The sequence below is a fragment of the Paenarthrobacter nitroguajacolicus genome, assembly GCF_051027655.1.
GTDB lineage: Bacteria > Actinomycetota > Actinomycetes > Actinomycetales > Micrococcaceae > Arthrobacter > Arthrobacter nitroguajacolicus.
Map to the genome: position 1 here is coordinate 3218248 of NZ_CP073234.1, position 25056 is coordinate 3243303.

Annotated in this window: 29 protein-coding genes; 11 read left to right on the forward strand and 18 right to left on the reverse strand. The window is 61.4% G+C overall.

What is annotated here, in order from left to right:
- The first annotated feature begins 374 nt into the window (after window positions 1-374).
- Together KCX59_RS15220 and KCX59_RS15225 are read left to right on the forward strand one after the other, a co-directional pair.
- Window positions 375-1733, forward strand: a complete 1359-nt coding sequence (locus KCX59_RS15220) for a replication-relaxation family protein (protein WP_179019817.1) — start codon at window positions 375-377, stop codon at window positions 1731-1733.
- A gap of 40 nt (window positions 1734-1773) precedes the next feature.
- Window positions 1774-2223: a hypothetical protein gene (locus tag KCX59_RS15225; RefSeq protein WP_179019815.1), complete on the forward strand. Its 450-nt coding sequence runs from the start codon at window positions 1774-1776 to the stop codon at window positions 2221-2223.
- Window positions 2224-2454: 231 nt separating this feature from the next.
- Here KCX59_RS15225 and KCX59_RS15230 read toward each other — a convergent pair whose 3' ends face one another.
- Complete coding sequence (locus tag KCX59_RS15230; protein ID WP_434122464.1) at window positions 2455-2667, reverse strand: hypothetical protein; 213 nt, start codon at window positions 2665-2667, stop codon at window positions 2455-2457.
- Between the two features lie 224 nt (window positions 2668-2891).
- On the opposite strand from KCX59_RS15230, the gene KCX59_RS15235 reads away from it, so the two are divergent.
- From KCX59_RS15235 to KCX59_RS15250, 4 genes are all read left to right on the forward strand, one after another.
- A complete protein-coding gene (locus KCX59_RS15235; RefSeq protein ID WP_179019812.1) occupies window positions 2892-3131 on the forward strand; it encodes a hypothetical protein in 240 nt (79 codons plus the stop codon).
- A 68-nt stretch (window positions 3132-3199) separates the two neighbouring features.
- Complete coding sequence (locus tag KCX59_RS15240; RefSeq protein ID WP_179019810.1) at window positions 3200-3436, forward strand: hypothetical protein; 237 nt, start codon at window positions 3200-3202, stop codon at window positions 3434-3436.
- Window positions 3436-3600, forward strand: coding sequence for a hypothetical protein (locus tag KCX59_RS15245; RefSeq protein WP_179019808.1), 165 nt, complete (start codon window positions 3436-3438; stop codon window positions 3598-3600). Before KCX59_RS15240 ends, KCX59_RS15245 begins: the two co-directional genes overlap by 1 nt.
- Entirely contained in the window at window positions 3597-3734 is a 138-nt protein-coding gene (locus KCX59_RS15250) for a hypothetical protein (protein ID WP_179019806.1), read from the forward strand. The genes KCX59_RS15245 and KCX59_RS15250 overlap by 4 nt, the downstream gene beginning before the upstream one ends.
- Before the next feature lie 51 nt (window positions 3735-3785).
- On the opposite strand, the gene KCX59_RS15255 is transcribed toward KCX59_RS15250, so the two are convergent.
- The 3 genes from KCX59_RS15255 to KCX59_RS15265 form a co-directional block, all read right to left on the reverse strand.
- Window positions 3786-4112 carry a hypothetical protein gene (locus KCX59_RS15255; protein ID WP_179019804.1) on the reverse strand — a complete coding sequence of 109 codons (327 nt, stop codon included), beginning with the start codon at window positions 4110-4112 and terminating at the stop codon, window positions 3786-3788.
- A gap of 41 nt (window positions 4113-4153) precedes the next feature.
- The gene (locus tag KCX59_RS15260) at window positions 4154-4954 is read right to left on the reverse strand and encodes a hypothetical protein (RefSeq protein ID WP_218649820.1); all 801 of its coding nucleotides are present in this window, start codon (window positions 4952-4954) and stop codon (window positions 4154-4156) included.
- Window positions 4955-5096: 142 nt separating this feature from the next.
- The gene (locus KCX59_RS15265) at window positions 5097-5714 is read right to left on the reverse strand and encodes a hypothetical protein (RefSeq protein ID WP_179019800.1); all 618 of its coding nucleotides are present in this window, start codon (window positions 5712-5714) and stop codon (window positions 5097-5099) included.
- A gap of 465 nt (window positions 5715-6179) precedes the next feature.
- On the opposite strand from KCX59_RS15265, the gene KCX59_RS15270 reads away from it, so the two are divergent.
- Entirely contained in the window at window positions 6180-6605 is a 426-nt protein-coding gene (locus KCX59_RS15270; protein ID WP_179019798.1) for an Lsr2 dimerization domain-containing protein, read from the forward strand.
- Between the two features lie 434 nt (window positions 6606-7039).
- On the opposite strand, the gene ychF is transcribed toward KCX59_RS15270, so the two are convergent.
- Entirely contained in the window at window positions 7040-8125 is a 1086-nt protein-coding gene (gene ychF, locus KCX59_RS15275; protein ID WP_179019797.1) for a redox-regulated ATPase YchF, read from the reverse strand.
- 111 nt (window positions 8126-8236) lie between these two features.
- On the opposite strand from ychF, the gene KCX59_RS15280 reads away from it, so the two are divergent.
- Window positions 8237-9511 carry a DNA recombination protein RmuC gene (locus tag KCX59_RS15280; protein ID WP_178997051.1) on the forward strand — a complete coding sequence of 425 codons (1275 nt, stop codon included), beginning with the start codon at window positions 8237-8239 and terminating at the stop codon, window positions 9509-9511.
- 90 nt (window positions 9512-9601) lie between these two features.
- Here KCX59_RS15280 and KCX59_RS15285 read toward each other — a convergent pair whose 3' ends face one another.
- On the reverse strand, window positions 9602-10687 hold the full coding sequence (locus KCX59_RS15285) for a 4-hydroxy-3-methylbut-2-enyl diphosphate reductase (RefSeq protein WP_024817476.1): 1086 nt from the start codon (window positions 10685-10687) through the stop codon (window positions 9602-9604).
- Window positions 10688-10737: 50 nt separating this feature from the next.
- On the reverse strand, window positions 10738-11601 hold the full coding sequence (locus tag KCX59_RS15290; protein ID WP_178997054.1) for a hypothetical protein: 864 nt from the start codon (window positions 11599-11601) through the stop codon (window positions 10738-10740).
- 182 nt (window positions 11602-11783) lie between these two features.
- Between KCX59_RS15290 and xseA the strand changes: the two genes are divergently transcribed.
- Window positions 11784-13061, forward strand: a complete 1278-nt coding sequence (gene xseA / locus KCX59_RS15295) for an exodeoxyribonuclease VII large subunit (RefSeq protein WP_179019796.1) — start codon at window positions 11784-11786, stop codon at window positions 13059-13061.
- A gap of 40 nt (window positions 13062-13101) precedes the next feature.
- Window positions 13102-13353, forward strand: a complete 252-nt coding sequence (locus tag KCX59_RS15300) for an exodeoxyribonuclease VII small subunit (protein WP_178997058.1) — start codon at window positions 13102-13104, stop codon at window positions 13351-13353.
- A 19-nt stretch (window positions 13354-13372) separates the two neighbouring features.
- Here the strand turns inward: KCX59_RS15300 and KCX59_RS15305 are convergent, their stop codons facing one another.
- From KCX59_RS15305 to KCX59_RS15350, 10 genes are all read right to left on the reverse strand, one after another.
- Window positions 13373-14227, reverse strand: coding sequence for a polyphosphate kinase 2 family protein (locus tag KCX59_RS15305; RefSeq protein WP_179019795.1), 855 nt, complete (start codon window positions 14225-14227; stop codon window positions 13373-13375).
- Window positions 14228-14280: 53 nt separating this feature from the next.
- A complete protein-coding gene (locus KCX59_RS15310; RefSeq protein ID WP_179019794.1) occupies window positions 14281-15501 on the reverse strand; it encodes a pyridoxal phosphate-dependent aminotransferase in 1221 nt (406 codons plus the stop codon).
- A gap of 120 nt (window positions 15502-15621) precedes the next feature.
- Entirely contained in the window at window positions 15622-16578 is a 957-nt protein-coding gene (locus KCX59_RS15315; RefSeq protein ID WP_091468803.1) for an ABC transporter substrate-binding protein, read from the reverse strand.
- The gene (locus KCX59_RS15320; protein WP_179019793.1) at window positions 16575-17318 is read right to left on the reverse strand and encodes an ABC transporter permease; all 744 of its coding nucleotides are present in this window, start codon (window positions 17316-17318) and stop codon (window positions 16575-16577) included. Before KCX59_RS15320 ends, KCX59_RS15315 begins: the two co-directional genes overlap by 4 nt.
- Entirely contained in the window at window positions 17315-18055 is a 741-nt protein-coding gene (locus KCX59_RS15325; protein ID WP_179019791.1) for an ABC transporter permease, read from the reverse strand. Before KCX59_RS15325 ends, KCX59_RS15320 begins: the two co-directional genes overlap by 4 nt.
- Window positions 18055-19149: an ABC transporter ATP-binding protein gene (locus KCX59_RS15330; protein WP_091468810.1), complete on the reverse strand. Its 1095-nt coding sequence runs from the start codon at window positions 19147-19149 to the stop codon at window positions 18055-18057. The genes KCX59_RS15325 and KCX59_RS15330 overlap by 1 nt, the downstream gene beginning before the upstream one ends.
- 154 nt (window positions 19150-19303) lie before the next feature.
- Complete coding sequence (gene rsgA, locus KCX59_RS15335) at window positions 19304-20485, reverse strand: ribosome small subunit-dependent GTPase A (protein WP_178997068.1); 1182 nt, start codon at window positions 20483-20485, stop codon at window positions 19304-19306.
- 28 nt (window positions 20486-20513) lie between these two features.
- Window positions 20514-20672 carry a hypothetical protein gene (locus tag KCX59_RS15340; protein WP_179019417.1) on the reverse strand — a complete coding sequence of 53 codons (159 nt, stop codon included), beginning with the start codon at window positions 20670-20672 and terminating at the stop codon, window positions 20514-20516.
- A gap of 46 nt (window positions 20673-20718) precedes the next feature.
- A complete protein-coding gene (locus KCX59_RS15345) occupies window positions 20719-21171 on the reverse strand; it encodes an NUDIX hydrolase (RefSeq protein WP_178997072.1) in 453 nt (150 codons plus the stop codon).
- A 29-nt stretch (window positions 21172-21200) separates the two neighbouring features.
- Entirely contained in the window at window positions 21201-22997 is a 1797-nt protein-coding gene (locus KCX59_RS15350) for a glycoside hydrolase family 35 protein (RefSeq protein ID WP_179019790.1), read from the reverse strand.
- A 50-nt stretch (window positions 22998-23047) separates the two neighbouring features.
- On the opposite strand from KCX59_RS15350, the gene KCX59_RS15355 reads away from it, so the two are divergent.
- Window positions 23048-24079 carry a pirin family protein gene (locus KCX59_RS15355; protein WP_179019789.1) on the forward strand — a complete coding sequence of 344 codons (1032 nt, stop codon included), beginning with the start codon at window positions 23048-23050 and terminating at the stop codon, window positions 24077-24079.
- 11 nt (window positions 24080-24090) lie between these two features.
- On the opposite strand, the gene KCX59_RS15360 is transcribed toward KCX59_RS15355, so the two are convergent.
- Window positions 24091-25026 (reverse strand): N-acetylglucosamine kinase, encoded by a 936-nt coding sequence (locus KCX59_RS15360; RefSeq protein ID WP_178997077.1) that lies wholly within the window; start codon window positions 25024-25026, stop codon window positions 24091-24093.
- Between the last annotated feature and the right edge of the window lie 30 nt (window positions 25027-25056).

Genomic DNA, 25056 nt, shown 5'->3' on the forward strand with positions numbered 1-25056 from the left:
TGCCAACAACTCCTGTTGACTCGCGCTTAGGATCAAGCAGGAGACGCATCCTAAGCGTCAGCAAAAAATAAAGACCACTGGATACTGGCCGCCGCTGCTCCGGCTTCCGCTCCTTGCTGAAGCTCATCAACCTGTTTTTACAGCCGGTTCTAGGAGAGCTGTTCTAAGGCGAGATCTCGCGCCAATCTGATGGCGTAAGAGCGTCAGTAGGACCAGCAAAAGCAGTTCGCGCTCCCGCTGCATACCTTTTCGCGCTTCTACTGCAACCTTCGCTGCAACTCCTTTGATATGGGACTCGCAAGGAACATTTGCTGGCGAGAAAACAGCCAGGAGAACGATCCTAAGCGCCGATCTCATCACAGAGGAGAACAGAGATGACCGCTACAGACACCCAGAACACCGACTCAGGCGTCCCAAACTTCCTTCTGGACGAGGAAGATGATTCCATCACCCAGATGATGCCAGGGACCATCCAACAGCCTGAGAACAGCACTGAGCCAGAGTCCAAGACCGCTGAAAACGCCACCATCGGTGCAGATAGAACATCCGACAGCGCCACGATCGGCGCAGACTCGCAGGCCGAGACGGCTGAATACAACGCGATTCTCGCTGGAGATATGGACGATTTCGATGATGAGGAGCCACCGAAGCCGACTCCCAACGCACCTGTTTCAGCACCTAAGCAGACCGCTACTGCCGCTGAGGAGACTGTGGAAGCGGTCGAATCAGACGCTGAGCCGACAGCCAAGAAGCGTAAGCGGAAGGTGAATCCGGCTGCTCCCAAGTATGGAAGAACAGCTCTCCGCCCTGCTGACTACCTGCTGATGGCATTGGTTCGGAAGTGTGGATTCAGCACTTCGAAGCAGATCGGCATCGCTCTCAATGTGGCTACTTCGACCGCTCACAAGCGAGCGCTCGGCCTCAAGGAGATCGGCCTGATTGGCTCAGACAAGGTTTTCGGCATGACTCAGCTCTGGTATCTGACACAGAAGGGCTACGAAGTTCTGGACTTCATGGGCATCACTGATCATCGAATCTCGAAGAGATACCACGCTGGCAAGGGAGTTCCGAGCAAGCTTGAGCACACGCTCGCGGTGAATCATGTGATCGCTCAACTCGTCGGAGGCAAGTCAGATCTACTCAAGCTCGCACCGGTCGAGCTGGCTACCGGCATCGATCTGCTCCCATTCCTTGTCCCTGAGTACTACATGAACAGTGAGTACTCGCGGGCAACTTTCGACAAGAGGGGCAAGTACAAGCCGGTCGAAATCGCTCGAGATATCCGAGAGGGAGCCACCATGGATGTGCGGAATGGCCACCTTCACGCATCCGAAGTGATGCATGCTTACCCCGCTCTTTGGACCGTCGTGAACAAAAAGGTCCATGCGAGCACCACCAAGGAGAGCCACCCAGCCGACCTTGTGATCGACCTCGAACACCTACGCCATGACCTGGACAAGCCCGTCTCCATCGGCGTTGAGGTCGAGCTTTCAGCGAAGCAGCCGGTCGAGCTGAAGAAGATCCTCAACAGTTTCTGGCAAAACAAGACGGATCACGGCTTCGCATCTCTCGATGTCCTCGCCTACCTCACACCCACTCCAGCGATCAGCACGGCTGTGAAACGCGCTGCGAAGGAGGTCTTGGAGAACCGAGATCAAAGGTACCTGGTTCGAATCCTTGAGCTGAAAGACGCCGCCGGAAACCGCTTCGACGGTAAAGCCTGGACGCTCTGACGACCTACCACAGACCTTCTACTGACCTGAGGAGGTCATAATGGAAAAGAAACTCAGCCCATTCATCACCGCTGTGGCTGCTGGAGCAGAGCTTGTCGGCAAGGCGAGCCTCCCTCATTCTGGCTGGGTGCCGCTGGAGAAGGCGGTCAGGTACGCCTTCTCAGGAGTGCACCCTGACGGCTCCAGTCTGCATGAGTACCCCGGCAAGCTGCTCGATCTCGTGGATGACATGGAGGCGCTACTGACAGACGACGGATTCAAGACAGAGATCGAAATCCGCCGATTCGGTCGCTACCTCGATGAGGGCGAACGGCTCATCCGCTGGAACGCTGCCTATGAGCTGATCCGAGAGTACGGCGACAAGGACACCGCTCGACACTTTGTAGAGCGGGAGATCGGGATCAGCAACATGGAGGACATGTGGACTCCTGGCCACACTGGCAGGCTGAACTCTCCCCAGACAGCAAGCACCTGGGAGGAGGCGAGCTGATAGGTGCGCGCACACCAACGGCGGCGAGGATCTACCACCCTCGCCGCCGTCTTTTGTGCCTGGAGAGGTCGTCATGTTCCTCTGAGAATCGATGCTCCTCGAATCGTCATCGAGGATGGCCACTCTCAGCCCACGGTTGTCCGCCTAAGGCTGGAGCACAGTCCAGACGATCGATGACATCGGGGCTGTAGCGGGCGCGCTCAGAACAGTTTTTCTGCATCCTGCCGATGGTCAGTCTCGGCGCGGTTTGAAGGCGTTGCCCCGGTAGAGATCGCCCTCCACATAGCTGATGAGCTCGCCCGTCTTGGATGTACCGAGCCAGAGGTAGTCGCCCTCTCGCCAGTCGATGTGCCAGCCAGCCTTTGAGAGAGAATCACCGAGCGTTTCATCAGCACCGCCGGGGAAGAAAGGCCTCCCCGGACGAGGGAGGTTCGAAGAGATCAAGGATGGCCTTCACCCCATCAAAGGTCTGCGGCTTCTCCTTCTCGATGCGGTCGAGCGTGAGCTGATACTGCTTCCAGTAGTTGTCCATGCGGCGGCGATACGCGGAGCCTGGCGAAAGGGAAAACCCAGGTCAAAAGTATTTTTGCAGAGGAGTTGACTCCTAGTAGCTTCTCAATATTGTTGGCCATGTTCACACCACAACCACCGCTCGAAAGGCAACCATCATGGCAACCACCACCGCTCCCCAGGCTCCCTCCGTCAAGGCTGACGAGTTCGACCGCAAGGACCTCACTCGCATGTTCGCTCGGCTCCGCCACGAGGTCGGCGGCCTCGTCGACGATGCACAGCGCACCCGCCCCTTCTACGCCAAGAGCAAGGAGGAGGCCACCGCGAAGCGCGACGCGGCGATCAAGGTTCTCAACGAGCTGGCCGACCGGATCGACACGCTCAAGAAGCAGGACTGATCGGAACCAGCAGGGCCGGGGATCATCCCCGGCCCTTCCTCATTAACCACCCACTCAGAAAGCAGATCATGGCTTCGCAGGTTCTCCTCAACATCTCCGACAACCAGGGCTACGCCCCGGATCAGATCAGCACCAGCTTCACGCTGGCCCGGCTCCTCGAAGAGGTCGAACAGGCCATCGAGGTCTACGGCGCTGATTCCGTGATTGTGCTCAACAACGGGCAGCACTACGGCGCAACCTACGGCTCGATCATCGACTCACCCTCCACGGATCTCTTCTACAGCCCCGACGAGGAGGAGAACTGATGGCAACCTACGATGCAAGCGAGGCCCACAAGCACATCAAGCCCGAGCTGATGGACGAGTTCAAGAAGGCTCTGGCCGATGCTGAGGCCCAGGGCCAGGAGGTCTACTCCGTCATCGTCGGCAACGGCGTGCCCTTGCTCTACTCCGTGAGGGACAAGTCGTGACCTTCTTCGAGCTGATGGAGCTGCTTCGGCAGGCTGTCGAGATCATGCTTCAGGCGATCCAGGACGGCTGGGAGATCAGCGGGCCTTGGCTCCACGACGGAGCGCAGTGGATCGCTGATCGGCTGGCGCGCTAGCCTCGCACTGACACAAAGAGCCCCGACCATTGGCCGGGGCTCTTGCTTGTTTCATTCGAGCTGGTCTGCGAATCGCGGTGCAAGCTCGTAGTCGCCGTCCGCGATTTGCTCGGCTGTTAGCCCGAAGAGTTCAGCCGCTCGCTGCACCCGCTTGAAGTAGGCGCAATCGCAGGTGTGATCACAGTGAGCGCGCTCGGTATCGGCAAGCGAATCGCGAAAGCCACCCATGAGGATGTCTGGGTCTTCGAGCGGGGGCGCGATCTCGCAGAGGAGTGCGTGCCAGCACCCGTCAATGTTCTGCTCATCCTCGGGCAGGTCGAAGTTCTCGGCAAAGAACTCGATGATCTCGGCATCTGTTGCGGTGGTTGTTGTGCTCATAGTTGGTTCCTTTCGTAGTTGTCTAACGGTGAAATGTCTGCTTATCCGTGCATCTTGAGTACGGTCGCCCAGTCGAGTTCTTTGAGCCACATCGCACCGCGCAGATGACTCATGACACGCACGGCCAGCCGCCGAGTCTGCGCGTAAACCGCGTCCCAATCGACGGGGCCAAAAGTCCCTTCGAGTGCGACCAGTGCCCTGTGGATTTCTGTAAGCCGAGGGTCGCTAGAGTGCCCAGCTCGGAACTCACCAACTGTCGTGTCGTAGCGCTGATTCGAACCAATCTTCTCTGCCTCGCGGTCAAGGGAGAGCGAGATGAAGATCTCCGCGAGCGGCCAGCTCAGCATGTCGCCAACGACCGCCACGGGTGGAAGTTCCCCTCGGGTTGCGCTCCCGAGATCGGAGATGAAGTCCTGGGCGATGAGTCCCGGAATTGCTGCGATTGCCGCTCGATAGAAGCCGGTCAGAAGCTCAGCCTGCGTGAGGCTCTGCTCGCTGGTGAGTGCAAGGATTCCGTGCGCCAGATCTACTGCGCGGTCGATCGGCGAGCTTTCGAACTGTGCATCCCGTTCGACCTCAGCAATGCTTGGACTTGGCGTCACCGTGGGCTGTCGCCCACCTCCGACCTGCACCTTGACTCGATCACCCCAGAGCAGCGAGGGGTAAAAGTTCGGTTGGTTTCGAAGCGTTACCTCCACGACGGCTGAGGCGCCTGACGCATAGATCGCGTAGGACTCAGCATCGAACTCGGCCCAGGGAGTCTCCGTAGGAAGATAAGGCCTCTGATCCATTCGGCTGTAGCGCTGAGCGTGTTCAGGGGTGGGGACTAGCGCGATCTTCACGAGCTGCCCAGCAAAGGGTGAGCTGTGATGAGCGTGGGTGTGCTTCGGCTTGCTTTGAGTGTGTTGCATGGTTGATTCCAATCTGTAGTGATTCAAAGGGGTCGCTACCCGCTGTGAGTAGCGACCCCAGTACTGCTCAGGGCTAGGCGGCTGCGCTCGGGAAGGCCACCGCGTGGAGAAGCACATCTGCCGCTCTCCAGCGGGCCTTCTCTTCGGCCGCCCGCTCGATCTCCGCGAAGTTGAGGTCAGGGAACTGGGCTGCCAGAGCCCCCATGTAGCTGCCGACGGCATTCGAAACTTGGTTGAACTCGGATGCGCCGAGACTGTACCCAAAGGCCTCGTGGACCTGGTACAGCGCGTTGATGAGCGCCCGTGCGTGGAACTCAACGATGATCAGCGCCGGGATGTACTCTGCGTCCAGGCTTCCTTCGGCAATTCGGCCAGCGATGTAGCCGCGCATCGTATGGCCACCCTCCGTGCGGAAAGTCGCGATCTTGGGATCGTGCAGCAGCGAGTCAACTGCTAGATCAAACTCACGCGGCGTGAGCCGATTCACTCTCCCGATCAGATCCAGATCTGCCCAGATCTCGTCTCCCGTTGTCAACATATCCAGGAGGAACCGGTTCACTTCGTGGATGCGATTGATCTCACCCCCAGCCGCAAAGGATCCCTCGGCGGCGGGGTCGCGACTCTCGAGCATGAAACGCCGTGTTGTCTTCTTGTGCTTGCTGTTCTTCTTGTTGCGTGCTGCTTTGCCCATGGTGGGCCTCCTTGTTAGTTGGTGGCTCGCGTGAGCCGGTTTCTGTGGGTCGGACGGAGCCTGCGCTCCGCCGAGGTCTGTTGTTACGCCAATGGCGCGCTCTTGAGGGAGCCGCTCGGGGCCCCTCTCTGAAAAATCTGATTGAGTTGTCAAGGTTCAGAAGCTCTTGACCGGTTCCTCGTTTCCTCCGCGGGGTTGCTTCGTGTCTTCGACTTTACAGAATCAGTCTCTGAGACTCAAGCCGAAAATGGCCACCACTCCGCCACCCCCAAGGGACACGGGGTTCATGCCCGGTTTTGCCGCATGATTCCGCGGGCGAGTCCAGCCGATCTGCAGAAAATTTCTGAAAAAACTTTTGGACGAAGCCCGACGAAGGGGCCAAATCGGACTCTCTGGGTTCTTCAGAGTCTATGAGACTCGCTCCCGTCACTGGTGGAGAAGTGTCCGCGAGTATAAGATGAACCCATGGCAGATGTGGTGATGAAAGTCGATGACCTCGACGGGACTCCGATCCCTCCAGAAGGCGGGGGGTCGGTCAGCTTCGGCTTCCTCGGCAGGCACTTCGAGATCGACCTGACCAACGCTCACGAGGAGGAACTGGCGAAGTTACTCGCTCCCTACATCGAGAAGGCACGAGAGGTAGCAGCCCCGGCGGTGCCCCTCGGGGAAACCGAGCGAGCCCGCGCACAGCTCCTCCAGGCGGAGGCACAGCGTAATTTGGCAGCGGGTAAGAAGCCCTATGACACGGTGGCCGCGAGGGAATGGCTGCAAGAGCAGGGCATCGAGTTCAACCAGATGGGACCGCTCAAGAAGGAGTTCCGGGAGATCTACGAACGGCACTACGGCCTTCCCGCCTACGACACCGCACCCCAGCACCCTTCGAAGCGCTGACACAACCTCGCTGACCATAGGAGGCGATCTCGGCGCTGATCCTGGCAGGCCGGGGTGATCGATCGATCTCGTGATGATGGGCGCATGAGCAGGCAGCTACGACAAAGCCCGGGGCAACATTGCCCCGGGCTCGTGTGTGTGTGCAGCGCGCTCGCCGTCAGTCCTGCCATTCGATACCGCGAGAGAACGACACCGCCCCCACTCCCCCTGCTCAGTTACAGCGACGGACGGTGTCGCTCCAGCCTGTAGGGGGCGACCTCGGGCACTCACAGCGTCGAATCGATCAATCGAACCGCCTCGACCATCGACGGGCTGAGATCGCAGCCTGGCACTGTGTCAGGCTCAGGATCTTGACACAAAGCTGACACAGAAGGGCCGATGTGACATCATTTCCGTGTCAAACCGGCCCGAAAAAAGCGCGAGTTTACGCGCTTCTAGACATTAAAACGCCACTCCACCACATCGCCGTCGGCCATCACGTACTCTTTGCCTTCGATGCGGACCTTGCCACGGGACTTTGCCTCGGCCATGGAACCGGCGTCGATGAGGTCGTCGAAGGAGACAACCTCGGCCTTGATGAAGCCACGCTGGAAGTCAGAGTGGATCACGCCGGCAGCCTGCGGTGCGGTATCGCCCTGGCGAATGGTCCAGGCCCGGGTTTCCTTGGGACCGGCCGTGAGGTAGGTCTGCAGGCCAAGGGTGTGGAAACCGACGCGCGCCAGCTGATCCAGGCCGGATTCGCTCTGGCCGTTCATTTCCAACATCTCGCGTGCTTCTTCCTCGTCCAGTTCGACGAGGTCGGCTTCGAGCTTGGCGTCAAGGAACACGGCATCTGCCGGCGCAACGAGGGCTCGCAGTTCGTCCTGCTTCTCCTGATCGCCGAGAATGCCTTCATCGGCGTTGAAGACGTAGATAAAGGGCTTTGCAGTGAGAAGTCCGAGCTCCTTGAGGTGCCCCATCTCCAGCTTGTCACTCTTGATGGAGGAGAAGATGGTGTCGCCGCGTTCCAGAACTGCCTGGGCTGCCTTGATGGCGGCGAGTTCGGCTGCTTCACGCTTCTTGATCTTGACTTCTTTTTCGATGCGCGGGATCGCGTTTTCGATCGTCTGAAGGTCTGCCAAGATCAGCTCGGTGTTGATGGTCTCCATGTCGGAGCGCGGATCAACCTTGCCGTCGACGTGGATCACGTCGGGGTCGTCAAATACGCGGACGACCTGCGCGATGGCCTCTGCCTCGCGGATGTTGGCAAGGAACTTGTTGCCCAGGCCTTCGCCCTCGGAGGCGCCCTTCACGATGCCGGCGATGTCCACGAAGGACACGGGAGCGGGAAGCAACTTCTGCGAACCGAAGATCTCCGCCAGCTTCGCCAGACGGGGATCAGGAAGGTTGACCACTCCGACGTTGGGCTCGATGGTTGCGAACGGATAGTTCGCCGCGAGCACCTGATTACGGGTCAGTGCGTTGAAAAGAGTTGATTTGCCGACGTTGGGCAGTCCGACGATGCCAATAGTAAGAGCCACGAGCATTGATTCTACCCGTTGGAACCGTGTCCGCGGTTGTTCACTCCTCCAATTCGTGCCTGCAGCTGCAGCCTCGCTAAAACTGTCGTACCCCTGTGACAGGGTTGCTACATGGATGGATTTGGATTGGTTTTGGCCTTGCTCATGCTGATGATTGGCGCTGCGGTTGGCCTCGCGGCCGGCTATGTTGTCTTCCGGCGTCGGGGCGCCGGCTTGGAAGAAGACTTCGACGCCGTTTCGTCACGGCTTTCGGAGGTGACGGCACAGCTGGCAGCGGCCGACGCCGAACGCCGGCTTTTGTTTACACAAAACCGTGAGCTGAACGCAGCAAGGAATTCTGACGGCAGCGTCCTGCGTGCGCTCGCTCCCGTGGCGGAAAAGCTGACGGCAGTCCAGCAACAGGTTTCGCTCCTCGAACGGGACAGGGTGGAGCAGTACGGGCAACTCGCCCAGCAACTTCAGGATGCGCGTTCGTCCGACGAACAGCTCCTGCGGTCAACCCATGCTTTGGCCTCAGCGCTCCGTTCCAATAGCGCCCGCGGCCAGTGGGGCGAGGTGCAGCTGCGCAGGGTGGTGGAGGCCTCCGGGATGCTCCGGCACGTGGATTTCCATGAGCAGGTTCATTCCGGACGTAGTGACAACACCCTGCGGCCGGACCTGGTGGTCCAGCTTCCCGGGGGCAAGCAACTGGTGGTGGATGCCAAGGTACCGCTGGCTTCCTACCTCGCCGCGCAGGAACAACTCCACGGAGACGGCTCGTTCGGCGAGTCGGTGGGACCTACCGTCAACCATGACTCCAAGACTCTGCTGGCACAGCATGCAAAGGCGCTCAAGGCCCACATCGACGCTTTGGCGGCCAAGAAATACTGGGACATTCCGGGGAACTCGCCTGAGCTGGTGATCTGCTTCCTACCGGCGGAATCCATTCTGGCGTCAGCCCTCGAATCCGATCCGGCCTTGCTTGAACATGCCTTGTCCAGGAACGTGGTTCTGGCGTCGCCCGGGACTTTGCTGGCGGTCCTCAAGTCGGTTGCCTTCACTTGGCGACAGGACGTCCTAACGGACAGCGCCCACGAGCTGTTCGAGCTCGCCAAGCAACTGTACGAGCGCATGGGCACACTTGGCGAGAACGTCGGCAAGTTGGGAAGCTCACTGAAGACATCCGTGGATCGCTACAACGCCATGGTGGGCACGCTGGAGGCTCGGGTACTCCCGACCGCGCGCAAGCTCAACACCATGGACGATGCGGGTCTTGCCGCTCCCATGTCTGTGGAGGCTGTCCCCCGCGCCTTGGCAGCCCCTGAACTGCTCGCCGTGGACACCCTCGGGCACCAGGACTCGACCAGCGAACACGAGGACAGCGAAGACCAGGAGTCAGCCGCTTAGGACGTAACCCCTCCTAACGAAACTGGCCCGTCGTGGAAGCTTTCCCGTAGGAAGGCGACCATGGCGGGCCAGTTTTGTATGGAGAAAGAGCTAGGAGGTCTGACGGTTTCCACGGCCGCCAAGGGCACGTGTCACGTCGCCGGCCTTCTTCAAGGTGGCCCGCAGTTCCTTTGGAAGCGAGAAAAGCAGGTCTTCCTCTGCTGTCACCACTTCCTGGACCTCGCCGTAACCGTAGTCAGCCAGAAGCCGCAGAACATCTTTGACGAGCACTTCAGGGACAGAAGCGCCGGAGGTCACGCCCACGGTGGCGACGCCCTCGAACCAGGACTCGTCCACTTCATTGGCGAAGTCCACTCGGTACGAGCTCTTAGCACCATATTCGAGGGCTACCTCAACCAATCGCACGGAATTGGACGAGTTGGCCGAACCCACAACGATCACGAGGTCAGCCTGCGGTGCGATCTTCTTAATGGCCACCTGACGGTTTGTGGTGGCGTAGCAAATGTCATCGCTGGGCGGATCCTGCAGCGTGGGGAACCGGTCCTTAAGGAGGCGAACCGTCTCCATGGTTTCGTCCACGCTGAGAGTGGTCTGCGAAAGCCAGATGGTCTTCTCCGGATCCCGCACGGTGACCTTGTCTACCTCGTGCGGTCCGTTGATGATCTGGATATGCTCCGGGGCCTCACCGGCGGTTCCTTCGACTTCCTCATGGCCTTCGTGGCCGATGAGCAGGATGTCGTAGTCTTCCTTGGCGAAGCGCACGGCTTCCTTGTGGACTTTAGTCACCAGTGGGCACGTCGCGTCGATGGTACGCAGTCCGCGGTCCTCGGCTGATTGGACCACTGCAGGAGAGACACCGTGTGCCGAGAAGATGACCAAGGCACCTTCGGGAACCTCGTCGGTCTCCTCGACGAAGATGGCTCCTTGTTCCTCGAGGGAACTGACCACATGCACATTGTGAACGATCTGCTTGCGCACATAAACGGGAGGGCCGTAGTGCTCCAGGGCCTTCTCCACAGCAATGACAGCCCGGTCCACGCCGGCGCAATAACCGCGGGGAGCCGCCAACAGAACCTTCTTGGGGCCCGTGACGGGCGCCGCTGCCTGAACCTCTTCCGGGGAACGGCGTCTACGGGGCACCGTGGGCATAGGAATGGAAACTGCTGTGCTGGTCATTCCTCCATGCTACCGGGCCGGACTTTGCCTCCCTGCTATCGGGTAGGACTTTAGCTGCTGGCCGAACGTGACCCTCGTCGCCCTGACACAACGGAAGCTATGATGCCGGCCACAAAGACTCCACCGGACGCCACCGCTGCCATGAGGATCCACTCCCCGAAGCCTGCCTTGGCTGCCGTGAGGAACTCCTGCTTGAACAGCTCAGCCACGCCGTTTGCGCTGGACAGACTGCCAACCACTCCCCCGGCAAGATCCGCCCCGGCCGTCCAGAGAGCAGCAAGCGCCAAGCCGCCCAGTCCGAGGAAGACCAACACCAAGGACCGCCGGCGCGCGGCGACAAGCGCCAGGAGCATGGATATCAGGGCACCGAGTGCGGCCACCCACCACAGGGGTGCGAATGCCGCCACCCGCTCCACCAATTGGCGGTGGGAGGGCTCCCCCAGGGACACCAGACTTTCCGCAGGAACATCAATCCGAATCCGGGTGGCCTCGGCAAAATGATCACGAATGAGCCGAACCAAAGGGCTGATATCAAGGACCAGGGCAGTGGTGGTGGCGGCCTCCTCAGGTTGGTTCGCTGCGCCGAAGTTCAACCTGTGGCTGTTGCGTACTGTCTCTTCCCACGCTTGAGGGTAGTCGCTCCACGATTGCATGCCCGATGCAGCGCTGCGGAGCGCGTCGGCCGCCAAGGACTGGATAGGTCCTGGAAGATCCACGGAGGACTCGAAGGTTCCAACAGCGGCCGTGGCCAGGCGGTCTTGGAATTCCGGATCGTTGCCTAATTCACCTGCTATGCGAACAAAGCCCTCTTCTTTGACGATGTTCTGGTCAATCCATGCCGTTGGAACGGCCACAGCCGTAAGGATTAAGGCGAGGATAACTCCCAATGCTGAAACAAAAGTACGCAAGGTCATCCTCAGGCTCGGGGGCTATGGCACCATCCTAGGTCTGTCCACATGGCAGAAAAAATGTCGGAGGCGTCGCCCAAGCTATGGATAGAGTTGGAAGGCCGGTTGGCAACCACAGCCGCACCCCTGAGCGAGGACTATGACAATGCAGGAAAAAACACGGCGACTGAACCAGCCATGGACCCACCATGTCCGCTGAAGCGACACCGGGATCCACGCTGCCGGGGACTGCCGCCGAAACCAGCCCGGACAACCCCTGGCCCCTGCAATTGCTGTCCCGCAAGCTCAAGGCACACATAGAGCGGGCTCCGGCTGCATGGATCGAGGGTCAGGTCATTGAACTGAACCGCCGGGGCGGTAACGCTTTCCTGACCCTGCGTGATGTTGACGCAGAAATTTCACTTCCGGCATCGGTCTGGTCAACGGTGCTTGACCGCCAGAAGATACCCCTGGAACGGGGTTCCCGGGTGGTTGCCTTGGTCAAGGCGGACTTCTGGGTCAAGACCGGCCGCTTGAACATGTCCGTCAAGGACATTCGTCCGGTAGGCCTGGGCGATCTACTGGCAAGGATCGAACGACTTCGCCAGGCTTTGGCAGCCGAGGGACTGTTCGCGGATTCGCGGAAGCGCAAACTCCCGTTGCTCCCCCACCGCATCGGCCTCATCACCGGTCGGGATTCCGATGCCAAGAAGGACGTCCTTCGCAATGCAGCGTTGCGTTGGCCAGCAGTTGAGTTTGACGTTCGCGAAGTGGCTGTCCAAGGCAACACCGCCGTTTCGCAGATCATCGCGGCCCTAAAGAAACTGGATGCCGACCCCCACGTGGATGTCATTGTCCTCGCCCGCGGTGGCGGCGCGCTGGAGGATCTCCTGCCATTCAGCAATGAAGACCTCATTCGAGCCGTCTCGGCCGCGACCACTCCGATTGTTAGTGCAATCGGCCATGAAGCTGATCGTCCGATCCTGGACGACGTGGCGGACTTACGTGCGTCAACACCCACAGACGCGGCCAAGCGCATAGTTCCGGATGTGGCCGAAGAACTGGCCATGGTTCGCCAGGCCCGGGACCATCTCCGCCGAGGTATCAGCCGCATGGTGGACCGCGAGACTGATCGACTCCATGCACTGAGGTCCCGGCCCGTATTGGCCACTCCTGCTTCGATGGTGGATGCCCGCTCCGAAGATATCCACCGCTTGCAGCGCAGGACCCATTCAGCGGTCAGCACTGCGGTCCTTAGGGCGCTGGACCAAGTCCACCACTTGCGTGCGCAGGTCCGTGCCCTTTCACCACAAAAGACCCTGAACCGCGGTTATGCCGTTGTCCAGCTCCTCGGCGAGGACCAGGCGGGGCACCACGTGGTGAGCAGCCCAGAAGAGGCACCGGACGGGACGCCGCTAAGCATCCGCGTAGCTGAGGGCCGTTTCAGGGCTGTCTCCGCCGGCCAAGGACAACTCGTCGAACACTAAGACTGCTGAAGCCACCGTCACCACCACATCAAAGGACACCATGACTGAGAACAATCCAACGGCACCGGATTCCCTGGACAGCTTGAGCTATGAGGAAGCCCGCGAACAACTCGTGGCCGTCGTAGGGCGCTTGGAGGCCGGCGGAGCCAGCCTCGAAGAATCACTGGCGCTCTGGGAGCGTGGCGAGGCACTGGCTAAACGCTGCGAGGACTGGCTTGAGGGCGCACGCAAGCGTCTTGCCACGGCCCGTGATGCAAACAGCGAGGGCGGGGCTGCCGCCGTCTCCGACTGATATCCCTGATGGAGGCGGCTTACGACTCCATCACGAGGGCACGCTCAGCAGCGACATCAAAGTCAGCCTTGGGCCAATCCAGTTGCAAACCACCCAGGGCATCCAACAGCAGTTGCTGGACGGCGATGCGGGCGTACCACTTCTTGTTGGCGGGCACCACGTGCCAAGGTGCGATCTCGGTTGACGTATTCTCGAACGCCGTGCTGTACGCGTCCATGTAGTCATCCCAGAACGCCCGCTCGGCGAGGTCAGTCCGGCTGTATTTCCAGTGTTTGGTGGGATCATCAAGCCTGGCAATGAGGCGCTTCTTTTGCTCGTCCTTGCCGATGTTGAGCATGACCTTGACGATGGTGGTTCCCTGGTCGGCAAGGCGGGCCTCGAAGTCATTGATCGCGGCATACCGGCGCTCCAGCTCGGAAGCGTCGGCCCACCCGTGGACGCGGTGAATCAAGACGTCTTCGTAGTGTGAGCGGTCGAAGACTCCCACTATCCCAGCCTCGGGAACCTGCTTTTCGATCCGCCACAGGAAGTCGTGCGACTTTTCCTCGTCAGTTGGGGCCTTGAACGCGGACACGTGAACGCCTTGCACATCCATGGCGCCCACTACGTGGCTGACGATGCCACCTTTCCCGGCGGTATCCATAGCTTGGAGTATCAACAGGAGCCGCTTCCCGCTGCCCGCCCTGCCTTCGGCAAAGAGCTTTTCCTGCAGTTCGGCAAGCTGTGTATCTTGGGCGGCCAGCAGCGCCTTGCCATCAGCTTTCACACCGGTGTAGCCCGGGGTGGATTCAGGGTCCACGCCTGCCAGCGTAAACCCCGAGCCCACCCTGAGTACCTCGGCCGGACTTTTGGCGAACTCAACTGCAGCAGCCATTGGCATGCCTTTCTGCCCGGCCGCGCCCCCGTGGCGCGGCTATGGACCTCAGGCTAGTTGCCCGGGTACCTCGACAGGAAGTCCGCCATGCGGCCAATGGCTTCTTCGATGTCCTTGACGTTGGGCAAGGTGACCATTCGGAAGTGATCCGGACGAACCCAGTTGAACGCACGCCCATGGGACACCAGGATTTTCTGTTCTTTCAACAGGTCCAGGACAAACTTCTCGTCGTCCCTGATGTGGTAGACCTCTGGGTCCAACTTCGGGAATAGATAAAGGGCACCCCTGGCCTGCTGGGTGCTGACGCCGGGGATGGCGTTCAGGAGGTCGTAGGCCTTATTGCGCTGCTCCAGGAGCCTGCCACCGGGAAGGATGAGATCGTTGATGCTCTGGTAGCCGCCGAGCGCGGTTTGGATGGCGTGCTGTGCAGGTACGTTGGCACACAAGCGCATGTTGGCCAGCAGGTTGATGCCCTCAAGGTAATCGGCGGCCTCCTTCTTTGGCCCGGAAATCGCCATCCAACCCGCGCGGTATCCGCAGACGCGGTAGGCCTTGGACAGGCCACTGAACGTCAGGCACAGGACGTCATCACCGGTAAGCCCGGCGAGGTTAACGTGAACTGCGTCTTCGTAGAGGATTTTCTCGTAGATTTCGTCAGCGAAGAGAACCAGTCCGTGCTTCTCTGCCAACGCGACGATCTCCTTGAGGGTCTCCTCCGGGTAGACGGCGCCGGTGGGGTTGTTGGGGTTGATCACCACAATGCCCTTGGTCCGCGGCGTGATCTTGGATTCCATGTCCTCAAGATCCGGCTGCCATCCGGACTCTTCATCACAGAGGTAGTGCACGGGTCGGCCGCCGGCGAGGGCTACAGATGCCGTCCACAGCGGGTAGTCCGGCGTAGGAATCAGCACTTCGTCACCGTCGTCCAGGAGTGCCATGAGGGACATGGTGATGAGCTCACTGACACCGTTGCCGAGGTAGATGTCGTCAACGTGGATGTTCTGGATGCCGCGCGTCTGGTAGTACTGCGAGACGGCGGTCCTGGCCGAGAAAATGCCGCGGGAATCGCTGTAGCCCTGAGCGTTGGGCAAGTGGCGGATCATGTCCACCAAGATGGCGTCGGGCGCTTCGAAACCAAAAGGGGCCGGGTTTCCGATGTTCAGTTTGAGGATTCGGTGACCCTCCGCTTCCATTTGCTGGGCGGCCTGAAGAATCGGTCCACGGATGTCGTAGAGGACATTATGAAGCTTGGTGGACTGCTTGAAATTCGCCATCCCTCAAATATGCCACACGGGTGATGGAGTTCAGCTGAGACCTGACTCACACATACGACGACGGCGGTGACGGTCCCGCGCGGGTCCGTCACCGCCGTCGTACGCGGTTTTGTTCAGGTACTACTTGACGATGCCTTTGTCCTTCAGCCATGCGGCTGCGGCATCCTTGGGCGACTGCTTCTGGTCGCCGCTTACTGCGCGGTTCAGGTTGATCAGGTCGTCGGTGGTAAGGATTTTGGAAACGTTGTTGAGCGCTTCCTTGGCCTTGTCCGTCATCTTGGCTTCCTTGACCAACGGCAGGACCTGCTGTGCCTTGAAGTTGTTCTTCGGATCTTCCAGGACGACGAGGTCGTTATCTGCGATGGACGGCGTGGTGGTGTAGATGTCCGCCACCTGAACCTTGTCCTCCAGGAGAGCCTGGAGGGTCAGGTTGCCACCGCCGTCGTTGAAGGGCTGCAGGCCCTTGAGCTCGCAACCATAGTTCGCCTTCAGCCCCGGGAAGCCGTAGGCACGGGTCTCGAAGGTGGCCGGTGCAGCCATGGTGAAGTCCTTGCAGACCTTGGCCAGGTCCTCGATGGACTTCAACTGGTACTTCTCCGCCGTGGCCTTGGTGACCACCATGGCGTCCTTGGACTCGGCCTTGGCCGGCTCCAGGACCGCGAGGCCTTCCGGAAGCTTGCCCGGGAGCGCCTTGTAGACGTCCTCGGCAGATACCTCAGCGGCCTCCGTGTCCACATAGGAGAGAAGGTTGCCGGAGTAGTCCGGCACGAGGTCCACGGAGCCGTCCTGGACAGCCTTGAAGTAGATCTCGCGCGACCCGATGTTCGGCTTGGACGTGGCCGTGAGACCAGCCGCGTTGAGGGCACCCACATAGATCTCTGCGATGACCTGGCTCTCCGGGAAGTCTGCCGAACCGACTACCAGTGAGCCTCCGGCGGAGGAACCGCTGGGCGCCGAGGTGGAAGGCGTGGCCAAGGGACTGCCGCCGCAGGCGCTCAACGCGAGGGCCACACCCAGTCCAGTGGCAAGGCCGCCGAGACCACGGCGCGTAAGAGTCATGGGGACGGGGTTTTTCATGATGTACCTCCTTGAACGGCAGCCCCGGCGGGAACCGTGGCTGTGAGATCGTCGGCTGCCTTCTGGCGGCCGCTTGAGTCGAGGGTCAGGCCGGGCGAGATGACGAGCCTTTGTATGCCGGCCAGGATCAGGTCCACTGCGATGGCCAACCCCGCGATGAGCAGGGAGCCTCCGAGCATCCTGGGGAAATCCTGCAGCACGAGGCCGTCGAACAGATACCGGCCAAGCCCACCCAACGGAAGGTAGGCAACCACAGAGACTGTCGCGATGACCTGCAGAACCGCGGTGCGGATGCCGCCGAACATCACCTGCAGTCCGTTGGGCAGTTCCACGCGGAACAGGATCTGAAGTTCGGTCATGCCCATGGCCCGGGCAGCGTCCACCACCGTGGCATCAACGCTGGCAATGCCGGCATAGGTCCCGGCCAGAAGCGGCGGCACTGTGAGGATGACCAGCGCCCACACTGGAGGCATCAAGCCACTCCCGGCGAGCAACGCGAAGAGGACCAGCAAACCGAGCGTCGGGAGGGCACGCAATGCTCCGGCGACAGCCACTGCGACAACGCGGCCGCGCCCGGTGTGCCCGATGTAGAGACCGATTGGCACTGCAATGGCGGCGGCGATGAGTAGCACCAGTGCGCTGTACTGCAAGTGCTCCAGCAAGCGGGTGGGGATTCCACCGCTGCCGGTCCAGTTCTTGGGGTTTGTCAGCCAGGCAATGGTCTCAGCAAAGATGTTCATGCGGACGCCCCCGAGTCCGGGCGAAGGGCCGCGTGCGGCTTCGCGGGTCCCGCTTTGGGCTCGGTGAGCAACGCGTTTCCATCCGGACGCGACGAACTTCCACCTGCCGCACGGGTCCATGGCGTCAAGAGCCGCTCCAACACCACCAGAACCGCATCCATCAACAGCGCCAACACCAGGATTGCGATGATGCCCACCACAACTTCGGTGATGAACGTGCGCTGCAGGCCGTCAGTGAACAGAACCCCAAGGTTGCCCACACCAAGCAGGGCCGCCACGCTCACCAGGGAGATATTGCTGACTGACACCACTCGAAGTCCTGCGAACAGCACAGGCAAAGACAACGGAAGGTCCACCTGGAAGAAGCGGGCCAGGGGCTTGAAACCCATGGCAACGGCAGCGTTTCGGAGGTCATCATCCACGGAGTCGAAGGCGTCCATCGCGGCACGGACCAGCAATGCCACGGCATAGATGGTCAGTGCCACCACCACGTTCAGCGGATCCAAAATACGCGTGCCAAGGATGGTGGGAAGAATGATGAACAGGGCCAGCGAGGGAATGGTGTACAGCAATGAGGTTGCTGTTGCCACCACTGACCTGAGCGTGCTGTTGCGCCTGGCCAGCTGGGCCAAGGGGACCGAAATCAGCAATCCGAAGATCATGGGAATGATCGCGAGCACCATGTGCTGACCGGCCAACCCCAGGACCATGCCACTGTTGGCAAGGAACCACTCCATCAGGTGGCGTCCTCCCTGTGGTGCCGGACTTCTTCGATAAGTGCCAGGACTTCCGGCGCCTTCAGGACTCCGGCCACCCGGCCGTCGTCGTCAACCGCGACGCCAAGGCCCGACGGCGACGACAACGCCGCATCCAGCGCGCGCCGCAGCGTATCTCCCTTGCGGAAGAGCGAACCTCCGGGGATCAGCCCGGCGCCGTCCCGCGGTGAAGACCATCCGAGCGGCCGCGAATCGTCGTCGACAACCAGCGCCCACTCCCCCGATTGGCGGCCCGCATGGTGGCCGTCGGAAGGACTCACCATGGTGACAGGGTGCAGCGTCACGGCGTCTGCGGCGTTGAAGGCAAGGTGGCGGAAGCCGCGGTCGCGTCCCACGAAGGAGGCCACGAAGTCATTCGCAGGTGCCCGAAGGATCTCTTCAGGAGCCGCGTATTGCGCGAGCTTGCCCCCGACGGCGAAGACAGCCACCTTGTCACCAAGAACAGTGGCTTCGTCGATGTCGTGCGTGACAAACACAATGGTCTTGGCCAGTTCCCGCTGCAGACGCAGAAGTTCCTGTTGCAGTTCGTCACGGACCACAGGATCAACTGCGCTGAAAGGTTCGTCCATCAGCAGGACCGGCGGATCAGCAGCGAGCGCCCTGGCAACTCCAACGCGCTGCTGCTGACCACCCGAGAGTTGTGACGGGTATCGCTTGCCCAAGACGGAAGCCAGCCCGACGACGTCGAGCAGTTCCTCCGCGCGTTTCCGCGCAGCCGCCTTGGGTACGCCGTTGAGCCGTGGAACGGTGGCGATGTTATCCAGCACGGATCGGTGCGGAAGCAAGCCGGATGACTGCATGACATAGCCCATGGAGCGGCGGAGCTTGGCCGCGGGAACCTGGGAGACATCTTCCCCTGCAACAGTGATGGTTCCGCTGGTGGGCTCCACCATTCGGTTGATCATGCGCAGGGAAGTGGTCTTTCCGCAGCCCGAAGGGCCCACAAACACGGTTATGGCGCCCTTGTCGATGGACATGGTGAGAGAATCCACCGCCGGTTGCCCGCCCTGGTATTGCTTGGTGACGCTCTTGAAATCAATCATGGCTTCGGCCATACCCGGGCTTACCTATCTGTGGTAGAGAACATCGGTAGAGCCAGATGATCATATGCACTCTTATTACTTGGCTGCAAAGCAATCTTCACCCAGCGTAGCCAGCACCACCGACGATGTCAGCGTCGCCACGAGTTCCGTAATGAATCGGCAATGTTCAGCGTTTTCGTCGCTTGCCGCCCTTTCCGGTCCGTTCCTCGGCTTGGTCGTGCTTGTAACGTTCCGCTGCACGCTGGCCTCGGTCCGCTGACATCACCCTTTGGTGCCATTCGCGCTGGTAGGCACGGCGAGCCGCAGCGTCATGCTTCCTGGCCAAGGCCGCCAGTTCGCGTTGCAGCTTCAGGTAGCTGGCCCAGCGCCGGGGATCCAGGGTTTCCTCCGCGAGCGCCTCCTGGACTGCGCATCCCGGCTCTGCTTGATGGGCGCAGTCCGTGAAGCGGCACCGGGAGAAAAGTTCCTCCAGATCGCCAAACATCTCGTCCATGCCCTCGTCGGCGTCGAAGAGCCCGAACCCGCGGACTCCCGGCGTATCCATCAGCACGGAGCCGCCCGCCAGAGGTACCAACTCCCGCGAGGTGGTGGTGTGTTTGCCCTTGCCGTCGCCTGCCCGGACCTCGCCTGTCTGCTGGAGCTCACGCCCCGCGAGGGCGTTGATAAGCGTCGATTTCCCGGCACCGGAAGGACCCAGGAGAACCAAGGTGGCGCCTTGAGGAATTCGCTGCATCAATTCGTCGAGGCCATCGCCCTGCTCCGCGGAGGTGGTAACGACGTCAACGCCCGCGGCCTGAAGGATGACTTCCTCCACGACGTCGTCCGCGAGGTGGGCGAGGTCAGCCTTGGTGATGACCACCAGCGGCGTGGCGCCGGAGTCCCACGCAGCCACCAATGTCCGTTCAAGTCGGTTATGGGTCAGCGGACGGTCCACAGGGACCACCACCGCAACAATGTCGATGTTGCTGCCCAGTATCTGTTCTTCCGACGAGGCTTCAAAGGCCCGCTTGCGGCTCAGCGCCGAATGGCGGGGAAGGACCTCGACGACGGCGGGCTCGCCAGCGTTGTTGTGGCCTAGCCATACCCAGTCTCCGGTAGCCGGAACAAGCCCATGCGTGGGATAGGGCAAATGCAGGAGACCTTGGGCCGATGCGACGAGGACCCGGTTCCTGTCCAGGCGCACTACGCGGCCGGGTGTGGCCGTTTCCTGGTTCCCGGGGGCGCTGTGGGCGCGGAAAAGCTCCGCGGTTTTGTCGGTGAAGCCGTACTCCACTGGTCCGTTTAATGGGTGAGTGGGCAGCTGCTTGATGGAACTAAAAGAAGGGTCGCTTGAAGCGTAAGTGTTCAATGTAATGCCTCTGAGGAGGCCCGGCCGCCTAGTTTTGGCAGGCTGATGCCGGGGCAGGAATGGTGGGCTGATGACGGCGCGCCGCAACGTAGTGCGGGGCGCGCAAGATCGTGGCAATCATCAAATCCACCTCCTCGGCATCCAGGCCGGCAGCTGATGGGCCGGCAACGATGTTCAGCGTAGCCAACATCGGGCCCTTTTGGCTAGGCCTTATGGCCCACCTTCCGGTTGGCTTAGCTCAGCTTCCCGTCCGCCGGGCGCTCCCGGTGCAGGCGCAGTGCTGTGTCCACCAACGACACCCGGTTAAGTTTCCCAATGTCCTTCAGGGGGATCCACGCGGCGTGCGTGGTGCTCCCGTCCACCTCATGGGTCAGTTCTCCGCCCACCACCGTTGCCTCGTAGACCAGTCGGATGGCCTGAAAATCCTTGACCGAACCGTCGGGGCGGACATCAGCAGGCCAATGGCCGACGTCGATACCCAGCATGCGATCGATGCGCGCTTCATACCCGGTTTCCTCGAAGACTTCACGCCTGCAACCGTCCACCGGATGTTCCGCCAGATCCAGGCCTCCGCCCGGTAGCGTCCAGCCTTCCTTGCCGTCCTGTTTCCAGTACGCAAGCAGGATCTTGTCCTCTTGGACAATCACGGCGTAAGCGGCTGGGCGGGTATCGAACTGGAGGGTCATGGAGTCAGCATAAATCCTCGGGTCGGACTCTACGGAAGCTCGGCCGCCGAGATCGTACCTGCTTCTTCCGGACCCAAGTCAGGCGCTTCGCGAAGTTCGACGACGGTCCCTGGTTTCCCGAGTTCCAGCACCTTAATGCTGTTTCGGCCGGTTTTAAGCAAAGGAGCCGGTGCGTAGAGCGTCACCTGTGGGCCCTTATCCCAGTACCTGCCCAGGAGGAAGCCATTGAGCCAGACGAAGCCCTTCCCCGAGTCGGGCAAGGCAATGTAAGTGTCGGCCGGTTCCCGGACCTCGAAGTCGACGCCTGCCAACCCCTCAAGGTCTTCCTGCGTCCAGTCCGCGAGTGCAACAGGTGTCTGCGTCCAGTGGAACGTGTAGCGCTGGTTGACGAGGACACCGCCCAGAATTCCCTTCCCATGACCCGTCAGAGGTCCGTAGTTGATGCGGCCGAGGTTCTCCACCAGGATCTCAAGCTTGGCGAGGATGCCCGTGCCGCTGACGGGCAACCCCTCGGAACCGTTGACGTCGTCCAGGACACCAGCAAAGGTGCCGTCCACCCACACGTAGGCACGGTCATTCAGGCCAGTGATCTTCAGCCGGCTCTCCGAGGGAGCGTCCGGGCGGCCAGGAAGGATGGCTTCGGCGGCGTAGAGGATCATGCCCGCGTCGAGTCCCAGCTGCTCGAAGCTAAGTGGCCTCACGCTGCTGACAGGTTTGCCGGCTTCCCGCACAAGCTCCAGCAGATCCGGGCCCGCGGTCAGAGGCAAGGACTGCGCCGCAAGTACCGGTGCGTCAGCCAACAACTCCAGAGGGAGGTCGGGTAGCTCCTCTATGCCCTGTGCCAGGAAGAACTCCCTGCGGAAAGCATGGAACTTGGGCGTCAGGGCCCCGTTCTCTGCGATGGGCGCGTCTGAGTCGTAGCTGGTAACCGTCGGCTGCAGCATGGTGCCATCGTGATTGCTGCCGGAAGTGAGGCCGAAGTTAGTCCCGCCGTGGGCCATATAGGCGCAGAGTGAGCCACCGAGATCGAGCATCTTGCGTGCTTCCAACGCGGCGTCCTCGGCGTCCCGGCGGTGATGGTGTTCGCCCCAGTGGTCGAACCAGCCGCCCCAGAACTCAACGTTGAAGAACGGCTCGCCGGGCCGGCGTCGCTGCCATGTGGCCACCGCTTCGTCGCCCCGGCTTCCCAGCGTTGCGGTCGCCCAGGTTCCCTCGATGGAACCGCCGTCGAGGAAATAGTCCGTGCCGCCGTCGGCCGTGAACAGGAGCTCAGTGATGCCGCGATCCTCCAGGACGCGTCGGCTCCAGCGGATGTACTCGTGGTCGTCGCCGTAGCTGCCGTATTCGTTTTCAATCTGAACGGCCACCACAGGACCGCCCGCTGACGCCTGCCGTGAGGCGATGATCGGGAGGAGCTGATCGAACCATTTCTCGATGGCACCTGTGAATTCCGGGTCCATGCAGCGCAGGCCGATGCCGGGAATGCCGGTCAGCCAGGCGGGGAAGCCACCGTTGTCCCACTCGGCGCAGATATACGGGCCAGGGCGGACAATGACGTCGAGCCCCTCCTCGGCCGCCAGGTCAATGAAGTGGCCCAGGTCCCGCCAACCACTGAAGTCCGGCGCCTCATCGCGCGTAGGCTGGTGGAAGTTCCAGGCAACATATGTGTCCACCGTGTTAGCGCCCATCGCTTTAAGTCGACGCAGCCGGTCCTGCCACAGGTCCGGGTGAACACGGAAGTAGTGGATGGCTCCGGCGAGGATGCGATACGGTTCACCCGAACGGTAAAGGACGGCGTCTCGGTAGCTCAGGAGGGCGTTGTTCACGTGGAACAGATTAGCTCAATTTCCAACATTTATGCACAGGCGATGATCACATGACCAATCTTGATACTTCCCCCGCAGAGGAAGTCTGCCCCGCTGTGCCGGAAGGTCAAGGTCCCTGCGTTCAGTTGTGGCCCGAGCGCGAGGTTCCCTTGGGCGGCGTGCGCGCCATGAACGTCATGAGGACGCTGCCCCAGCGGGGACTGCCGACCGTGGGTGCCTGGTGTTTCCTGGACAGTTTCGGGCCGGACCGGGTGGCCATGAGCGTACTCCCCCACCCACACTGCGGACTTCAAACTGTCACATGGCCCCTGGAAGGCGCCGTACGGCACCGCGACAGCGTTGGCAGCGATGTAGTGGTCAGGCCCGGCGAGCTGAACATCATGACGGCAGGCCATGGCATCTCCCATTCCGAGTTCTCCGTCCTTCCGGCCACTACCGAGACCGGGTCCAGTCCGCTGGTGGAAGAAATTCCGATGTCCCGAGGACTCCAGCTGTGGGTTGCCCTTCCGGACGAGCACAGGCACCGTGCGCCGTCATTTGAACAGGTGAGGGACCTGCCGATAGCGGTGGGCGAAGGCTTTACGGCCACCGTGATGGTGGGCGAATTCGCCGGACAGCGCTCCCCCGCCACGATGTTCAGCCCGATTGTTGGAGCCGACATCACGGGCACGGGCTCCCTCGAATTGCCCTTGCGGCCCGATTTTGAGCACGCCGTACTGGTCCTGGATGGCCACGTCGTGATCGATGGCCAGGACATCGAGGCTGGTCCCCTGGCCTACTTGGGGGCCGGCAGGTCCAGCCTTGCCGCCCAGGCGCAGCCGAACACCCGCTTCATGCTCCTCGGCGGCGAACCGTTCGGCGAAGACCTGCTCATGTGGTGGAACTTCGTGGGCAGGACGCATGAGGAAGTGGAAAAGGCCCGTGAGGAGTGGGAAGCCGAAGGATCGCTCGACGACGACGCTGCCGCCAGCTCACGCTTCGGCTTCGTCCCCGGGCATGGTCCTGACGCAGGACCGGAGGCTGGCCGCATTCCCGCCCCGCCGCTCCCGGGCGTCAAGCTACGGCCACGAACCCGCGGCTAAGTTTCGTACGGTTAGTCCCGCTGCTCCGCTACGAGCCGCGGGACGCCGAACACGGGATCCTGTTGAAGAATGCGCACATCAGTAATGCCGTGTTGGGCCAGCCTGGCCTTGAACGCTTCCTGGAGCCGCGGGACGTTCATGCCGAGTCCGCTGCCGAGGATCACTGGACCGTCCAGGCCCAATTGGCGGACGGCTTGTTCGGCGAGTTCAGCCAAGTCGCGGCCTGCTTGCTCCACTAGTGCCCGACTCATGTCGTCACCGGCGTCGGCGGCTTCCACTACCAACCGGGCCTGCTGCGCCCAGTAGCGGCGGCCGGTGTCCGGGGAGTGGAACAGTGCGATTAGCTTGCCGGGTTCCTCCACACCGACGGAGTCCAACAGTGCACGGCTGAGCCGGTCAGGCTCCAGGCCTTGGTTCATCCGGCGCAGGCTGTGCCGGACGGCCTCGCGCCCCAGCCAGTAGCCGCTTCCTTCGTCGCCCAGGAGGTAGCCCCAGCCACCTGCCCGGGCTTCCTCGCCGGCGTCGTTCTTTCCCCACGCGGCCGAGCCGGTCCCGGCAATGACCGCGACGCCCGTGCCCGCTCCCCCAGCCGCCAGCAACAGCCGTGAGTCGTGAACCACTGTGATGCGGGCGCCCGGGGCGTGCGGTGCGATGAGGTCGGCGAGCGCCTGGGCGTCTTCGTCCGTATCGATCCCCCCTGCACCGGCGTACACCTGGTCAATGTGGCCGCCACCGATTTTCCCGAACAACTCAGCGAGGTTCGCTGCGGCCACTTCCCGGCTAACGTTTTGAACGTTGGAGCTGCCTGCGCTCTCATCCCGGATCGGCGATCCGTTGAGGAACCGCACGCCGCGGGTTTTCGTGCCGCCGATGTCGAGCCCGATGACGGTGCCGCTCACGGCTTCCGGGGCGGCGTGGGAATGCTGGGCAGAGTCAGGATTGTTCACCGTGAAAGACTAGCTTGGAGCGTCCGGAGG

Coding starts and splice junctions, on each gene's coding strand:
- xseA (WP_179019796.1), top strand. CDS start 11,784: ATGTCCGCTGAAGCGACACCGGGATCCACGCTGCCGGGGACTGCCGCC.
- KCX59_RS15220 (WP_179019817.1), top strand. CDS start 375: ATGACCGCTACAGACACCCAGAACACCGACTCAGGCGTCCCAAACTTC.
- KCX59_RS15300 (WP_178997058.1), top strand. CDS start 13,102: ATGACTGAGAACAATCCAACGGCACCGGATTCCCTGGACAGCTTGAGC.
- KCX59_RS15330 (WP_091468810.1), bottom strand. CDS start 19,149: ATGGCCGAAGCCATGATTGATTTCAAGAGCGTCACCAAGCAATACCAG.
- KCX59_RS15290 (WP_178997054.1), bottom strand. CDS start 11,601: ATGACCTTGCGTACTTTTGTTTCAGCATTGGGAGTTATCCTCGCCTTA.
- KCX59_RS15345 (WP_178997072.1), bottom strand. CDS start 21,171: ATGACCCTCCAGTTCGATACCCGCCCAGCCGCTTACGCCGTGATTGTC.
- KCX59_RS15310 (WP_179019794.1), bottom strand. CDS start 15,501: ATGGCGAATTTCAAGCAGTCCACCAAGCTTCATAATGTCCTCTACGAC.
- KCX59_RS15240 (WP_179019810.1), top strand. CDS start 3,200: ATGGCTTCGCAGGTTCTCCTCAACATCTCCGACAACCAGGGCTACGCC.
- KCX59_RS15315 (WP_091468803.1), bottom strand. CDS start 16,578: ATGAAAAACCCCGTCCCCATGACTCTTACGCGCCGTGGTCTCGGCGGC.
- KCX59_RS15225 (WP_179019815.1), top strand. CDS start 1,774: ATGGAAAAGAAACTCAGCCCATTCATCACCGCTGTGGCTGCTGGAGCA.
- KCX59_RS15245 (WP_179019808.1), top strand. CDS start 3,436: ATGGCAACCTACGATGCAAGCGAGGCCCACAAGCACATCAAGCCCGAG.
- KCX59_RS15305 (WP_179019795.1), bottom strand. CDS start 14,227: ATGGCTGCTGCAGTTGAGTTCGCCAAAAGTCCGGCCGAGGTACTCAGG.
- KCX59_RS15235 (WP_179019812.1), top strand. CDS start 2,892: ATGGCAACCACCACCGCTCCCCAGGCTCCCTCCGTCAAGGCTGACGAG.
- KCX59_RS15270 (WP_179019798.1), top strand. CDS start 6,180: ATGGCAGATGTGGTGATGAAAGTCGATGACCTCGACGGGACTCCGATC.
- KCX59_RS15255 (WP_179019804.1), bottom strand. CDS start 4,112: ATGAGCACAACAACCACCGCAACAGATGCCGAGATCATCGAGTTCTTT.
- KCX59_RS15280 (WP_178997051.1), top strand. CDS start 8,237: ATGGATGGATTTGGATTGGTTTTGGCCTTGCTCATGCTGATGATTGGC.
- KCX59_RS15325 (WP_179019791.1), bottom strand. CDS start 18,055: ATGGAGTGGTTCCTTGCCAACAGTGGCATGGTCCTGGGGTTGGCCGGT.
- KCX59_RS15285 (WP_024817476.1), bottom strand. CDS start 10,687: ATGACCAGCACAGCAGTTTCCATTCCTATGCCCACGGTGCCCCGTAGA.
- KCX59_RS15355 (WP_179019789.1), top strand. CDS start 23,048: ATGACCAATCTTGATACTTCCCCCGCAGAGGAAGTCTGCCCCGCTGTG.
- KCX59_RS15265 (WP_179019800.1), bottom strand. CDS start 5,714: ATGGGCAAAGCAGCACGCAACAAGAAGAACAGCAAGCACAAGAAGACA.
- KCX59_RS15320 (WP_179019793.1), bottom strand. CDS start 17,318: ATGAACATCTTTGCTGAGACCATTGCCTGGCTGACAAACCCCAAGAAC.